This is a genomic window from Selenomonas sp. CM52, from assembly GCF_000292955.1.
In the GTDB taxonomy this organism is placed as follows: Bacteria; Bacillota; Negativicutes; order Selenomonadales; family Selenomonadaceae; genus Selenomonas.
This window is the reverse complement of sequence record NZ_ALNM01000030.1, coordinates 83,975-99,234: the sequence shown is the minus strand read 5'-3', so window position 1 is coordinate 99,234 and position 15,260 is coordinate 83,975. Positions and strand designations below refer to the sequence as shown.

14 protein-coding genes and 1 riboswitch are annotated in these 15,260 nt (G+C 55.3%); of the genes, 1 reads left to right on the top strand and 13 read right to left on the bottom strand.

Annotated elements, in window-relative coordinates; translation table 11 throughout:
* Positions 1-50: 50 nt before the first annotated feature.
* The 12 genes from HMPREF1153_RS08030 to HMPREF1153_RS07975 form a co-directional block, all read right to left on the bottom strand.
* Positions 51-2,294 carry a TonB-dependent receptor plug domain-containing protein gene (locus HMPREF1153_RS08030; protein ID WP_009646374.1) on the bottom strand — a complete coding sequence of 748 codons (2,244 nt, stop codon included), beginning with the start codon at positions 2,292-2,294 and terminating at the stop codon, positions 51-53.
* Positions 2,295-2,346: 52 nt separating this feature from the next.
* Complete coding sequence (locus tag HMPREF1153_RS08025; RefSeq protein ID WP_009646458.1) at positions 2,347-3,150, bottom strand: HesA/MoeB/ThiF family protein; 804 nt, start codon at positions 3,148-3,150, stop codon at positions 2,347-2,349.
* 1 nt (position 3,151) lies between these two features.
* Positions 3,152-3,454: a hypothetical protein gene (locus HMPREF1153_RS08020; protein ID WP_009646452.1), complete on the bottom strand. Its 303-nt coding sequence runs from the start codon at positions 3,452-3,454 to the stop codon at positions 3,152-3,154.
* Between the two features lie 49 nt (positions 3,455-3,503).
* A complete protein-coding gene (locus HMPREF1153_RS08015) occupies positions 3,504-4,262 on the bottom strand; it encodes an ABC transporter ATP-binding protein (RefSeq protein WP_009646365.1) in 759 nt (252 codons plus the stop codon).
* Between the two features lie 3 nt (positions 4,263-4,265).
* Positions 4,266-4,772, bottom strand: coding sequence for a hypothetical protein (locus HMPREF1153_RS08010; protein WP_009646426.1), 507 nt, complete (start codon positions 4,770-4,772; stop codon positions 4,266-4,268).
* Positions 4,773-4,819: 47 nt separating this feature from the next.
* Positions 4,820-5,800 (bottom strand): sugar phosphate isomerase/epimerase family protein, encoded by a 981-nt coding sequence (locus HMPREF1153_RS08005; protein WP_009646497.1) that lies wholly within the window; start codon positions 5,798-5,800, stop codon positions 4,820-4,822.
* Between the two features lie 69 nt (positions 5,801-5,869).
* The gene (locus tag HMPREF1153_RS08000; RefSeq protein WP_009646485.1) at positions 5,870-7,912 is read right to left on the bottom strand and encodes a TonB-dependent receptor plug domain-containing protein; all 2,043 of its coding nucleotides are present in this window, start codon (positions 7,910-7,912) and stop codon (positions 5,870-5,872) included.
* Between the two features lie 4 nt (positions 7,913-7,916).
* A complete protein-coding gene (locus tag HMPREF1153_RS07995; RefSeq protein ID WP_009646520.1) occupies positions 7,917-8,651 on the bottom strand; it encodes a TonB family protein in 735 nt (244 codons plus the stop codon).
* A 3-nt stretch (positions 8,652-8,654) separates the two neighbouring features.
* Positions 8,655-9,068, bottom strand: coding sequence for an ExbD/TolR family protein (locus HMPREF1153_RS07990; protein WP_009646437.1), 414 nt, complete (start codon positions 9,066-9,068; stop codon positions 8,655-8,657).
* Complete coding sequence (locus HMPREF1153_RS07985; protein ID WP_009646522.1) at positions 9,065-9,703, bottom strand: MotA/TolQ/ExbB proton channel family protein; 639 nt, start codon at positions 9,701-9,703, stop codon at positions 9,065-9,067. Before HMPREF1153_RS07985 ends, HMPREF1153_RS07990 begins: the two co-directional genes overlap by 4 nt.
* Positions 9,704-9,816: 113 nt before the next feature.
* A complete protein-coding gene (locus HMPREF1153_RS07980; protein ID WP_071530769.1) occupies positions 9,817-11,754 on the bottom strand; it encodes a TonB-dependent receptor plug domain-containing protein in 1,938 nt (645 codons plus the stop codon).
* A gap of 35 nt (positions 11,755-11,789) precedes the next feature.
* Positions 11,790-12,773 (bottom strand): ABC transporter substrate-binding protein, encoded by a 984-nt coding sequence (locus HMPREF1153_RS07975; protein WP_009646358.1) that lies wholly within the window; start codon positions 12,771-12,773, stop codon positions 11,790-11,792.
* Positions 12,774-12,954: 181 nt separating this feature from the next.
* Positions 12,955-13,132, bottom strand: a riboswitch (cobalamin riboswitch).
* A gap of 653 nt (positions 13,133-13,785) precedes the next feature.
* Between HMPREF1153_RS07975 and HMPREF1153_RS07960 the strand changes: the two genes are divergently transcribed.
* The gene (locus HMPREF1153_RS07960; RefSeq protein WP_009646375.1) at positions 13,786-14,301 is read left to right on the top strand and encodes a DNA-deoxyinosine glycosylase; all 516 of its coding nucleotides are present in this window, start codon (positions 13,786-13,788) and stop codon (positions 14,299-14,301) included.
* Positions 14,302-14,378: 77 nt separating this feature from the next.
* Here HMPREF1153_RS07960 and HMPREF1153_RS07955 read toward each other — a convergent pair whose 3' ends face one another.
* Positions 14,379-15,212, bottom strand: coding sequence for an Asp23/Gls24 family envelope stress response protein (locus HMPREF1153_RS07955; protein WP_009646453.1), 834 nt, complete (start codon positions 15,210-15,212; stop codon positions 14,379-14,381).
* Between the last annotated feature and the right edge of the window lie 48 nt (positions 15,213-15,260).

Genomic DNA, 15,260 nt, shown 5'->3' with positions numbered 1-15,260 from the left:
GAGAGCAACCGCTCCTAGAAAACCGCATCTTCTCATCAAACCTGTCTCCATCAGAACGTATACTTCGCACCGAGCATGAAACTCCGTCCCGCTTCTGGCAAAGCGCCGGGGCCATAGACTGCCAAAGCCCGAGTCTCATATGTCGTATTCAAGATATTGTAGACGTTCAGATACAACTGCCAATCTTCGGCCACTCGATAATTCACGGAGAGATCAAGCAGATCAAAATGTGAGTCTGAGAAGAATCTCGTATCGTTGCCCGAATAAACGGTATAGGAAAGATCGGCAAACCAACGATCCCGATCGTACATCAAATGCGTGCGATAAATGTTGCGCGGACGGTAGGCGTTGATGAAATCATCCGGATTCGTCCCATCTGGATTGCGGCGTACGTTTTTCGTCGAAAACGTCTCATTTACCCAACTATAGGACAAACCGAGTGACCACGCTTTGTCAAAGCGATGCGTATACGCCAAGTTCAAAGCCTGTTTCTTACGCTTGGCATTAACCGAATAACGTACCCAATCCGAACCATCATGGATGCTGTAACGGCCAATGGCATTGCTCATATCGGTAACGCCGTAGTTGATTTCCGCTGTATCACGCTCCGTAAAGTGCCGGCTCGCCCCCAGCGTATAGCTCCAACCCTTTTCGTCTTGTAAGACATCACTAGCGAACTGACGCGAGCGATCCAATCCTGTCACAGGCTTAAAAATCTGTACAGCAGAAAAATATGCATTGGACTGCTTGTCGAAATCGTAACTGCCGTAAAGGGAGAAACTCAACTTTTGCGAAGACTCGAAATTCGTCTTCTTATATTTCCCGCTTCCGTAATGCGTGTAAATAAGTCCCGGCGTCAAGGCAAACTTGTCGCTGAGACGTATCTTGTCCTGCAAATAAAGATCCCAAAGCGTGCGGCTCGTATCGCTTGTCCCTCGTGAAGTCCAGCCCTCATATTCGCTTTTGCGATAGTCGATGCCCCCCGTTAGGCTATGTCGGTCAATATGCTTTGCCAACTGCACAGATGCGCCTGTCGATTGCTCGACGTCCTTGTGGATTCCAGGGTTCGCTTTCGCATTCTCCCAGAAATCTGAAATGTACGGATACGGAACATTCCATATGCCCGCATAATCCGCCATGTTGTAGCGAGTGTAGTTGCGGAACACGCGCACGAAGCTTTCCGCCCCTTCATCCGTCTTATCAAAGACATACTTAAGCGACACGTTGTTTGTCAACGTCTCATCGTGCGAACCCAGCCATGCATCATAGAGGAAGATGTTGCGATAGCCGGGAATCCTACTGTTCAGCCCGATGTAGCGATGCTTTACAGGATCAACAGGTGCCATCGTGCCATTGTAAAAAGATTCCATGTTGCGGTAATCCGGCGCCGTGATGGGATAATACGCCATCTCATTGGCATAGTAATAATTGAGCGACAGACTGTGGGTTGCATCAAAATCTTTCCTGATATTGAATGCAGCGTTGTCGCTCTTGTAATGCGTATTATTGAAGCGCTCCGACTTTCCCGTATAGACATCCTTGTATTTCGTGTCACCGCTCATCTCACGGCTGACAGAAAGAGCATACTTGATCGTGCCTTCATCTTCCGAACCTGTATGCGTGAGTGCATAGCGATGATGTCCCCAAGAACCTGTCGAAAGATTCAGCGTCGTGCGCGGCTTCGACGTGCCGCGGCGCGTCGTGATGGAAATGACGCCACCTGCAGCATCCGCACCATAGATGGCAGCACCACTGCCTTTGATGACTTCGATCTGTTCTACATTGTCAATGCCGGGCAGTGTGCTGAGATTGACGCGCGATTTATTTCCCGCAAAAGCATTCGCGTCATTATCGATGCGACTGCCATCAACGAGAACGACGATGCTTCCCTCACCATTGATGGTAAACTCCGTATTGAACGCCTCGTAGCCATATTCACCGCCGCGATAGCCTGGTGTAGAAATACGCACGCCGGGAACGTTTTTCAAGGCATCCTGTATCGTCGAATAATTGTGCTTCTCAATATCCGTGCGCGTGATGACGTTGACATCGCCGCCCGTCGTATAGGGATTCTTGATTTTGCGACGATCCGCCGAGATGACTGTGCCGCCAAGGTCGTAATCCTTCGCCGATGCCGCCTCTTGCGAATCGATCGGCGCATTCACATTTTCCTCAGCCCCAGAGATACCCCCCCCTGTATTTTCTGCTGCAAATGCCTGCGGCATGCCGAGTACCATACAGGAAACGGCAAATGCCAAAAACTTCTCCTTGTTCTTCTTAATCCTTTTGTACATCTTGATTTTGATTCCTTTCCTTGAAATATGATTTCACCGTATACGCATTGCATCAAAACTCTTGCGCCATCACCTCCTCATTGCAAACGGCACACGATTCATTCCGCTTTGGCAACTCCACCTCACGAAATTTCATCGTCAGCGCGTCGTAAATCAGCAATCGCCCGACAAGAAGATCCCCGATGCCCAGAATATACTTGACAGCCTCGACTGCCTGCAAAGATCCCATGACGCCTACCGCTGCGCCCAGAACGCCGATTTCACGACTCGTCGGCACTGTCCCCTCTTTGGGCACATCCTCGAAAATACAGCGATAACACGGGCTTTCTCCTGGCAGGACGGTCATGATCTGACCGCTGAATCCCGTGATTCCCGCATGGGAAAAAGGCTTTCTCAGACGCACGCAGGCATCATTGATGAGAAACTTCGCGGGGAAATTATCTGTGCAGTCGAGAACGAAGTCATAGCTGCGGTCACAGAGAATATCCTCGGCATTGTCCTCCGAGATTCTCTCTCGATAGACGTTAACGCGCACAGCGGGATTAAGAGTGGCGAGCGTCCTCGCCATCGAATCTGCCTTCTTCCTGCCAACATCCGCTGACCGATGCGCTATCTGGCGCTGCAAATTGGAGAGGTCAACAACATCATCGTCGACGATGCCGACCTCGCCGACACCTGATGCCGCGAGATACATCGCCGCAGGCGAGCCAAGTCCGCCCGCTCCTACAATCAAAACCTTCGAGGCGAGAAGCTTCTGCTGCCCCGCCTCGCCAACGCCTGCAAGCAGCATCTGACGCGAATACCGCTCACGCTCTTCCTGCGTCAACTGCTGCGTGCGCACTCCCTCATCGCCCATATCAGACGGCAACGACCTTGACGACGTTCGCACCGAAGGCTTCCTTCAAGGCGGGCAGGCACTCCTTCACGAGCATCGTGCGCTCACGTGCCGTGCGCACCGTGACAAGGAGTGTCGTGCCACTCTTCGCGAGATTCTGCAGCGGCGCGAGGTACTTCTTGTAGCTCTCTTCCCCGAGGATGCCCTTCGCACGCGAAAGTCCTTCATGCACCTCCGCGCGAGCCGCAGGGATGCGCTCCTCGATCGGACTCATCTTTTCCGCCGTCAGATGCGGATTGTTCAGCAGCCACTCTTTTTCCATCATGATGGATTCCTCCTCCCCTGAGGAAGCACTGATAAACTCAGCGATTCCTCTACAAACGATACGATATCACGACCGTGCCATCATCAAGCTCTACGACGCGTGCATGAACCTCGTAAAGCTCATAAATGAACTCCTCATTCAATAGCTCTCTCGGCGTTCCCTCACGAATGATATGACCGCGCCGCATGGCAATCAAACGATCGCAATAAGCAGCGGCAATATTGAGGTCGTGGATGGCAGCGATGACCGTGAGGTTCATCTGCCGCACGTTTTCCATGACCTGCAGCTGATAGCGGATGTCCAAATGATTCGTCGGCTCATCGAGGATGAGACACGGCGTCGACTGCGTGAGCGCACGCGCGAGCATTACGCGCTGCTGCTCGCCACCCGAGAGCGTCGCAAAGGAGTTCTTGGCGAACCTCTCCATGCCCGTGAAAGCGAGGTACTTGTGCGCAAGGGCGAAGTCCTCCTCGTTGTATCGCTCCAATATGCCCTTGTAGGGGCTTCTGCCCATAAGCACCACTTCGAGCACCGTAAAATCAAATCCTGTGCTGTGATGCTGCGCGAGTACGGCCTGACGCATCGCCGATTCACGCACGGAGAGATCACGCAGTTCATCGCCACCGAGAAAGACCTTGCCCAATTCCGGCTCCAGCACGCGGTAGATGCATTTCAAGAGCGTGCTCTTGCCACTGCCGTTCGGTCCGATGATGCCGACGGTTTCTTTATCCTTGACTGCGAGATTGATGCGCTCGATGATCTTGCGACCATCGAGCGATTTCTCCAGATTTTCTACGCGAAGCTCCATATCTTATTTCTGCATCAAACCGACCTTGATGAAGGCGATCTTGCCGTTCTTGACACCGAAGGTCAGATAGTGAAACGGATTGTCTGTCTGCCAATACGTGTAGTAGTCGTAGCCCGGCATACGGTGTTTCTTATGCTTCGTCGAGTCAACTGCACCCGTGCCATAGATTTTTTGCAGGATCGAAGCATCCATACCGACGGTCACACCTGCAGGCGTCGCCCAGCCGTTGTTTCCCTTGACGAGGACGGACTTCACGCTCATGCCGTCTGCCGATGGCACGATCTTCACGGTGTCGCCGTAGCCGAAGAGATGCTCGACGTAATGCGACTGCACATCTTTCATCGGTCCGTAGATGCTCTCCACATAGTCAAGCGACATTCCCGGCTCCACGCCGCCAAGCGACATATCCTGCGGCGTGATCCAGTCGAGACCCTCCGCGCCGCAGACGGCACTTCCCGCGGCGAGAGTTGCGCCCAGCAGCAGGCTTGCAGCAATTTTCTTCAACTTCATGAAAATGCACTCCTTCTCCTAGATAAACAGCAAACTTACATCTCTTTTTATTCCGATGCCTCACCTCCCCAAAGACTGTTTCTCTGCTTCTTCACCTTCTTCTGCCACTCCTCCCACGAGGAAATCAGAAACTCATGCACGAGGAACTCGGGCGCGACTGCCTCGACCAGGCGGCGCACAGCTGCAGTCTCGAATGGCTCGTGGCGATCAACTGCCGAGACGTAACGATACCCCTCCTCAAAGGACAGCGTCCGCATCTCCTCCTTCTGCGCCTCAGCCATGCTCCTTTGCACGAAATCGCCCGAAAGTGATCGGTGCAGATGCATGGCGAAGATCCTCTTTCGCAAAGAGCCAAGATTTTCCACCTTTTGCAGAATATATCGGACAGCTTCATCCTCATTCGTCAGACTCGTATTCGTATTCATCATGTGGCCCGTGTCGAGCACGAAGCCTGTGCGTTCATGATGCGTCTTTTCGAGCAGACGCGCGGCGAGCTTAGGCTCGGTCAGCGTCAATCCCGGCCACCAGAGGTTTTCATAGAGCAGCAGGCAATCGTCGGGCAGAACATCCGAGATGACGTTCACCACTTCCGCTGCAGCGTCAATGACCTGCACCGATCCATAAGCGAAATGGCGGCACTTCATCTCCCAGCTGCGCGCATTCGCTACATGAAAGACGACATAGCGTGCCCCGACACGCGCCGCCGTGCGCATGTTCTCGCGCCAAAGCGCGAGCCACTCTGCGCGATTCTCCCCGAAGACGGCAGCGACGTTCTCTCTGCTGCCAAACTCCTTTTGCAGTTCCTCTTCGTTGCCCAGCCAGAAATCGAGCCAGTTCGGCCAGAAGCGCAGATGCACGCCTTGAATCGCTTCCGTCGGAAAGAAAGCCGGATCGCCATAGCCCGTGACCATCAGCTCGATGCCGGAAAGGTCGCCCTGCTGCAAAAGTGCAGCAAGGCGCGACGGATCACCGTCGAGGACCCCCAGCGTATCGCACGCATGATCCGAGATATTCAAAAGCTCCTGCACATCTCTCCCCCTTGTCCGAAAGCGTCGAAGAATGAGGATGCTCCGTGCCGCCCTCTTATCGTTAATTTCTCAAAACGTATAGTTGCAGCTCAACATGAAGTTCGTCGGCGCAACGCGGTAGTTCGCGCCCGTATGCGACGTCACATCCGCACGGTCGAGCACGTTTTCCACGGTCAGGCGAATCTCGCTTCTTTCGTCGGGATGGTAGGCCGTACTCCAACTCGTGAGGAAGTACGGCTTGCACGCATAGGCGGGCTCGCTCGACGGCGACTGCACGCGGCCTGCAAGGTAGGAGCCTGTAAGCGACGAGCTCCACTTGCCCTTCTTGTAGAGAACGCCGCCCGTAAGCTGCAGCTTGCCGAAGGTGCGCTCCCAGTCCGTGCCCTTGCTGCCCTTCGTCTCGGGATTCTGCCATGTGACGCCCCAGTTCCACGAAAAGCCGTGCTTTCCTTGCGTCTCACACGAAAGTTCCAGTCCCGTGTTGCGAAAATCTTCGTTCGTGTACTGGTACCTGTCCTCCCGCGGTTTCCAAGTCGCCGTGATGTTGTCCTTCACATCCATGTGAAAGAGCGCCGCCTTCCACGTATGTCCTGCATGCTTCGCCTTCCAGCCAATCTCATAGGTAACGCCCGTCTGAGGCTTCAAATCCGGTGCAGGCACGAGGCGGCTGCTCGCACCGTACATCTGGGCGAACTTCGGCATGATGAAGGACTGGCTGACGGAAAGATAGAGGCTGTTTTCGTGATCGAGCTTGTGCAGCCACTGACCCGAGGCGCTGAAATTATGATAGTTCTCATCGCGCATCGCCGCTGTCGTCCACGTCTCACGCATGCCAAAGATGCCTGTATCGCGCTCGGTGAACTTCTGCTCCCATTGACCGAACACGCCCCAGTTGTTGCGCATGTAGCTCGTGGGATTCGCCGTCGAGCGAGCAGGCAGAGCTTCGTAGAGTTCATGCTCCAAGCTGAAGCCGAGTACGGCGGTCGCCTTCGGATCGATCTTCCATGTGCGCTGCAGATCGACGCCGTACGTCGTATTGCGCTCACGCGTGTTGTACCAATCGCCGGGCGTCTTCGCACCCGTGCGCGAAATCTCTGTCGGCCCCTTCGCTTCCACCGTCCCTGTATTGAAGTAGAGGCTTCCTTTCCACGCATGATCGTGATAATTGAGCTGGCTCACGTACTGCTCCGTCGTGTAAGTGCGCGCATGGAACGGATCACCGAGGCGCACGCCCGAGGACGTGCGATCCACACGGTCGACGAAGCGCAGATAGGTCGCCTCCGTCTTGTAATAGCCGAAGAGAAAATCAAGCTGCGGATTGATATGATATGTCAATCCCGCGCTCATCTTCTCCACATCGCGCAAGTCGGTGCGCGTCGAGCCTTTGAACTTCGTAGATATGACATCCGTCTCGGCAAGACCGTTCAGATGCCCCCACTTGTCGTAATTGTAGTAGACGCCGAAGCGATCGTCACCTGCGCTCACGCCGTACTGGCGCTGTCCGAAGTTGCCGAAGCCAACATGCGCCGCGTTGCTCGCGCCCTTCTTCGTGATGATGTTCACGATGCCGCTCATCGCCTCGCTGCCGTAGAGGACGGATCCCGAGCCTTTGACGACCTCGATGCGCTCGATCTGATCGGCAGGGATCTGGTCGAGGTTGTACTTGCCGCGCCATGAGATAGGGCTGCCGTTCATGAGCACGAGCGTGCCGCTCTTGAAGCCGCGCACGTTCAGCTCGTTGTTCATCGTTCCCATCGAGGCGCCGGAAGGGCCGAAGGATTTGTAAGTGAAGCCGTTGACCTTGGCGAGCGCATCTGCCGCATCGGCGGCGCCGCTCTCCTTGATGGCCTCACCTGTGATGACCATGGTCGCCGCCGGCACGTCGATGTCGCGCTTCTCGCGGCGCGTCGCTGTCACGACGGTATCTTCAAGCGCATGATCGTCTTCTGCCGCTGCCACAGGCACAGCAGAAGACTCTTCCTTTGCTGCCTTCCCCGTCTGCTCTGGCATTTGCGCCGCCCAAGCGGGGATGGATGTCGCCATAAATGCAGTCGCGATGGCGAGAGTGAGCATCTTCTTTTTCTTGCTTTGCAAAATATATCCTTCTTCCATAAATTCAGTTCAGGCGGAAGTGAAACGTCTTTGTCCAGACGCCGCGTGCACCGCCGTCGCCGGGGTTGAACGTGAAGCGATAGCCTGCAGCCACCGCCGCACTGTCCATCGCGGCGTAGCCCGAGGACGAGATGACGGCGACATCTTCGATCGAGCCATCGGAAGCGACGAAGATCTTGATCGTGACGCTGCCCTCGACGTCCTCCTCAATGAGGTCGGCTGGATAGTCAGGGCGCGCTTCTGAGCGAAGGCTCGCTTCGATGCGCTCCTTGGGTGGCGGCGGAGGCGGTGGGGGGGGTGGTGGAGGTGGAGGAGGCGGTGGCTCAGACTGGCTGACTCCCGTACCTTTGCCGCCCGTGCCCGGTCCCTTACCGTCACCGACACCCGTGCCGACGCCCTTTCCTTCACCACCTTGTCCCAGGGGATTGCCCGCATGCGCCTCGCGCTTCTGACTCGGCTTATCCGGCTCCTCGGGAGGCGTCTGCTCGATCGGAGGCAATGTCTTGTCGGGTATCACAACCTCGTCGACAGCCGGAGTCGCTTCCACCTGCGGCGGTGAGCCGCCGCCTTCGCTTCCCTCATCCTGTGCCTCGTCGTAAATGACGACCTCGACGTTATCGTTCTTCTCTTTCATCGTCGCCACGGAAAAGACGCCGACAGCTGCCGCGATGAAGAAGATGATGAGATGCACACCGAGAGACGCGAGGAGAGCTTTGTATTTATCCCTCGTATTCTCCATACGTCACTTGCCCCCTGCGCTTTCGCCGGCAAGGCCGAAGCGCGTGATGCCCGCACCCTTGAACTTATCGAGGAGCGCATAGACCATGCCATAGTCGATGTCCTGGTCAGCGCGCAGCACGAGGGAGAAGTTGCCGTTCCTCGCATTCTCCGCCTTGGCGCGCTCAAGAAGCGTCTTTTCCGCGATGGGCTGATCCTCAAGGAAAAGGCTGCCGTCCTTCTTCATCGTGACAACATAAGTCACGCGCATCTGTGTTTCCACATTTGCCGCCTTCGGCATATTGACGTCGACCGTCTTGAGATTCACCATGTAGAGCGTGCTGAGCATAAAGAAGACGAGCAGGAAGAACATGATGTCGATCATCGGGATGATAATGATCTCGGGCTTGTCGAAACCCTTCCTGTCCCTGAGCCTCATCGCGCTGCCCCCTCATAGGAAGAAAGCGCGTCCTTCGCACCCTCGACGAGCGAGAAGCACTGCTCCATGTCCGTCACGATACTTTCGATGCGCTGCGTGAAGTACGCATGCACGGCAAGGGCGATGATGGCGACACAAAGCCCCATGGCGGTCGCGATCAGGGCCTCTCCGACGCCGCCCGTGATCGCCGTCGCCTGCCCCGACTGAAGGTTGAACACGGAAAATGCCGAGATCATGCCACTGATCGTGCCGAGAAGACCCAGAAGCGGCGCCATCGTCACGATGACGCTCAAGTAGTAGAGGCGCTTTCGGAGCTTCGACAGCGCGATGCCCGACTGAATCTCCATGTAAGAGGAGACGCGCGATGAATCCTTCTTTACGAGCTTCATCGCCCCGAAAAGGATGTTGGCGAGTGCGCCGCGATGATCTTCGGCAAGTTTCCTCGCCCCCGCAAAATCATCGTTCGCCATGCACTGATAAAACTCTCGCGTAAAGGCGCGTCCCGTGTCCATGCGTGAAAAGTACATCGCACGCTCGATGCCGATCGTCACGACGAAGATCGAGCAAAGGAGCAGCACATACATGATGGCGCCACCCTTGTGGAAAAACTCTATGCCTGTTAGAATTGCGTCCATGAAAAAATCCTCCTGAAATTACATACAATGATGGCATCGACAACAACCGAACCGTATGAGAAAAGCGTCTCCTGCCAAAATGCGGGCAGAAGGCGCCATTCATCATGCAAGCATCAAAACGAGCAGGTAAGGCCGATTTGGTAAAAACGACCTGTGCCGGGATAATAGGAATTTCCTAACCAGCCAGAAGACAACTTGCGCGTATAGTATTCCTCATCCGTAAGATTGTTGATGCGGAAGTACGCTGTCAAGTTCTCCTTAATATCATAGCTGACATTGAAATCCCAAATGGCATAACTGTGATCAAGATAGACGGCCTCATCAAGCCCCGAGCCGATGCGTCCGAGGACGTTCGCCTTCCAAGGTCCCTTCACGTAGTGCAGACCGATGCGATAGCCGTTCGGCTGACTGTTGCCGTTCTCCCAGACATAGCCAACACCCGCACCATTATCCAATTCCGTGCGAATATAGGAATAGCCTAAATCATAACTCCATGCGTCATCAAGCCGCTGACGGAAAGACAGTTCTATGCCGCGCTTCTTTTCCTTGTTGATGTTCGAAGGAGTCCATCCAGAAGGACTGTTTGCCCAACGAATGGCATCATCAAGGCGACTTTCAAAATAGCTGACGCCCATGCTCGTCTTGTCATTGAACTTATGATTCACACCGAGCGTTGCCGTCCAACCCGTTTCCGGATCGAGGTTCGGATTGCCTTTCATCCATGGATCGTTCCAATAGAGATCATCCGCTGTCGGCGCCTTGAACACCCTGCCCCACGAAGCGTAGAACTGCGTCGCTTCATCGGGTCGATAATTCAGCGCTGCCTTCGGAGTCCAATGCGTACCGAACATGCTGTGATGGTCGATGCGCACGCCAGGCACGAACGACAGCTTGCCAAGTTTCATCGTGTCCTGCACGTAGAGCGCCTTGTTCGTAATCTTCTTATCCTTATAGTAACCGCTCCCTTCATTCGAAGAATTGCTACGATGCCACTCCGCACCGGCAATCAACGTGTTATTCTCGTCGAGCTTCCAACCATTCTGATAGTCAACCCCCCATAGAAGCGTGTTGAACTCCGTCCCATACGTCACCGTCTTGTAATTATTGAATACACGCAGGAATCCCGGCGCCGCCGTGCCTTCCTTGAATCGATAGGAAGCACTGACGTTGTTGAACACCTCCGTCATCTTGTTGCCGGAAAACGGCGGCACAACCGAGGCACCTCGACAATCATACTGCGCGGCATTGACGGAGCGATGCCCGTAATAGATATGCGCTGAGCTGCGATCGTCGATCTTGTCATCGAGGCGCAGGGAGAAACTGCGATTGCGATAATCGCTGCTATCCATCTTATAGCCTGTACCCTTGTAGTTGTAATCGAAGTTGCCTCCGTTCGTCATGGCACCCGTCACGAACCAGCTGTAGTTGCCATCCGTGCCCTGGTTTGTCAGCTCAAGGCTGTGCGTCTTCCACGAACCCGTGCTGAGGTCGACGGTCGTTTCATTCTTCACGCCCTTCTTCGTGATAATGTTGATGACGCCGCCCACAGCATCGCTGCCGTAGAGAGCCGAGCCGCCACCCTTGACAATCTCGATGCGCTGGATGTTCTTCATCGAAGGAATCATATTAAGATCTGCACTGGAACGACCAGAAGATGCGCCTTGATCATTGTTGACTCGCTCCCCGTCGACAAGGACGATCACGCGTTCATCTCCATTGAGACGAACGATCTCCTGCTGCTGCCCGCCCATGCGCGTGACAGTCACTCCGTTTACATGCTCAACAGCCTCGCCAACCGTTGCATAGTGATTCGCAGCGATTTCCTTCGCCGTGATGACTGTGACGTTGGCTGGAGTGTCCATGCGCTCTGTCGGGATGCGCTCCGCCGTCACGACGGTCGCGCCGAGGTCGTTCACTGCATTCTCTGTCGCTTCGTCAGCCGCATCGTTTTCTGCCGCGAACACCGGTGCGCAACAGAGACTCGACGCAAAAAAAGCCGCCAACACCTTCCTTGTCAAACCATCCTTGCCGTAGATTTTCTTGCTCTTCATGCTCATTTCTCCTCCTTGATGATTTTAATGAATCCTTATTCCACCGCCGAGAGATGCTCTTCGCGTCCTTGGGCGAAAGCGTCTCCGTATGCGCGATAGGCGATTTCCTGCACGCCAAGTACGAAGTCCTGCGAGCAGTTGTAGATATAGGCTTCCGTCGGTTCTTCGAGGCGATGCTCGCGGATGGCCTTGACCGTCTGCAGGGACGGATCGTCGAAGTATTCCTTGCGGAACTTGTCGACGTCGAATTTCCCATGGTCGTTGTACGTCGGCACGAAGAGGATGTCTGGATTGATCTCGACGAGCTGCTCCTTCGTCATGGCCTGGCCGTCGCGGATGCCGAGCGCCGACCTGCCGTTCTTCACGCCCGCATAGCGGCAGGCGTCGTCAAAGCTGGAGCCGATGCCGCCATAACCCGACATCAGGGAGATCAAGACGACTGTCTTGCGCTCGCTCTCGGGGATGGCGCTGACCTTCTTCTCTATGCCTTTAAGATGCTCGTCCATCATCGCGAGGAGCTTTTCCCCGCGTTCGGGCACGCCTGCCGCCTGCGCGAGAAGCGCGATCGTCTCCTTAATCTCAGCGAGATTCCTCGCGCCCTTGCAGACGACGACGGTAAGTCCCGCTTCACGAAGCGACGGTACAATGGCGAGGTCACCCCAGTCAGGCACGATGACGAGATCAGGCGAAAGCGCGACGAGCTCTTCGACCGTCGGATTGCCGACGCGCTTTTCCACCTTCTTCGCAAGATCCACAACATTCGAGCTTACAGGATCGTCAAGGAGGCTGTTTACCGCTGCCATATCTTCGGGCGGCACAAGACCAAGCATGACCTCGTCCGTGCTCATCGAAAGCGTGACAATGCGATGTGGTTTCGCAGGCACGGTGACGACCGTACCTTGGCTGTCCGTGACCGTATAGCTTCCTGCGCCGCCCTGCGCCGCCTCCGGCGCGATACGGCACGCCGTCAGCAGCAGGCAGACGACGACTAGGACTATGGCAAAGAAACTTTTCTTCAAACTTTTTCCTCCCTTTACCGCCTCCTGCGACAAAGCTTAGATAGCAGTGAAGTCCAACTTTCTGCGAGAAAAGCATCCATAAAAAAGAGCCTTTCCCCCTCGAAGAGAAAGGCTCCCTTATGCAGCAGCGCAAAGGCGCACGGATGCAAAGAAGAATCCCCTTCCCATCGCTCGCAGGTCAAACGGTGATCGTCAAGCAGGCAGTTCTCCTGGCTCGGTTCATCGCTCGGCTGCGCCTTCCCAGGGAAGTACCCCAGTGACATCCTTGCAGCTTCGCTCCCCTCACAGTGGCGGGACCGCTCCGGCATAACCGGATTTTCTCTTAGACCCTTGCGGGTACCTGCTCCACAGCGTGATTTTCTCCGCTGTAACTTATGAAATTATAACTAGACTTAATCCAGACCCTATGCTACCGCAAAACTCTCGGCTTGTCAATGCACTTTAAGAAGAACGACAAGGGGCTGCCAAAAGGCAGCCCCTTCCCTTCGTCTCCTATGAAAGCTATGCTCAGCCCAACGACTGCAGAAGCATCGCTGCGCTCGCTCCGCTCGCAGCACCATGAAGGCGCTTCCTTTTCGGGAATCTTCCCATGAAGATTGGAAGTGTGCTATAATATAGACGGTGCTACTACAACGGTGGCGGTCGATTCTTAGCCCTCCTTGGCGGTCAACGTCAGCCAATCATGCGGCGCGCTTTGCGCTTGCATTCTTGGGACGTTTTCGCATACGAGCCGTTTGCCAATCAGCCGCGCCCTTTGAGCTTGCTTCTTGGACGGCTCAGCAGGGCGTTGCTTATGACGATTAATGATTTGATTGCGTTGCTCTTGGTAACGCTTTTCATCCTCATCGTTCTGAAAGCATAAGAAAACCCGCCTAGTCTTTGCCGGAAGAGGCGGGCTTTCTTAACCCAAATTTCTCTAGCGGGGCTGACCGTTACCAGTAGCACCCTTTCCACGCTTATTATACGACGTAAAAGCAGATTCGTCAAATTCCACTGCAAAGGAGTCCTGCTCATGCCCGCTTCTCCCTTCACCTGCGTCGGCTTTCCTCCGAGCATCGACGCAAACTGCACGCATATCATTCTCGGCTCGATGCCGGGCGCGGCGTCGCTCAGGGCGCAGCAATACTACGCCTACCCGCAGAATCGCTTCTGGCGGCTCATGGCGTATCTGTTGGAGGGCGGTGAGCCGCCGCAGGACTATGCGGCGCGGCTCCAGATGCTGCTCCGCCACCATATCGCGCTTTGGGACTCCATCGCCTCGTGCGAGCGCGAAGGCAGCTTGGACTCAGCGATTCGCGCGGCAAAGCCCAACGACTTCACCGCACTCCTCGCGCATTATCCGCGCCTCTCCACCTTCTGCCTGAACGGCGGCAAATCGGCCGATACTTTCCGCCGTGCCAACAAGCCACTTCTAAAACGCGACGATCTCACCTTTCATGCACTGCCCTCGACGAGCGCCGCCAACGCGCGCTGGCGCTTCGACGATCTCGCAAAAGCATGGAAAAAGGCGCTCCCCCTCGAAGAGTAAGGGGAGCGCCTTTTCTTCTCGATGAGCAGGCGGCGCACAGCGTCCACAAAACGAATGTTGAATGTTGTGCGTACAGCTTACGCTTCGATATAAAGCGCCTGCACCATGATGTCGACCTCGCGCACGAAAAGTCCCGTCATGTATTCGACCTTCGTTCTCACGCGCTGCTGCGTCTCCTTGATGAGTGTCGGAATATGGCTGCCGTAGGTCAGCACGACGGAACAGGAAATCTCAAGGCCGCGATCCTCGTCGCCTTTCCAGACGTGGCGCACGCGCACAGAACCGACCTTCGAGATGTATTCCTTCTCATGCACGATGCGCACGACCATCTCGCGAATTGCCAGATCGTCGATGATGAGCTTGCCATAATAGCTGAACACCGGGCGCACGATGGACTTCTCGCCGAGTTTGCGGCGACGCGTGCGGTTGCGGCGGAAAAAGGACTGGATGGGATCGATGAGGAAGCCCGAAGCATGAGGCTTCAGCTCGATCGTCGGAACGGGTATGATGTGCTTGCCCTGCTTCAGTCGGCTGTCCCGCGCTTTTTGCATCTCACGCTGCGTCGCGATGTCTTCGATGTGGATGATCTGTTCGATCGTCGGCAGTTTCAGTATGCGCACGATCTTATAGACCATGTTCTCGGAAGTCCCAAGGATGAGGATGCGATGCGGCCTGCACTCAGCGATAGCAGAACGCACTTCTTCCGCATGTCCGGGCAGAACGAAAATGGCGCGGCGCACCGCCATGATTTTGCTCTTCTCCATCTTGGCGGAAGAACCGGCGACGATCTTGCCGTCCTTGATCAGGATGCCGTCATCAATGATGGCGTCCGCCTGATGCTGATGCGCCACGAGCAAGGCGCGGTGACTCTTGCCTGTGCCGCTCGGACCTACGAATGCTATGACGTCCATATCTTTCTCTCCTGCTTCTTTAAGAAACTAAAGCGAGGGAATTTTCCT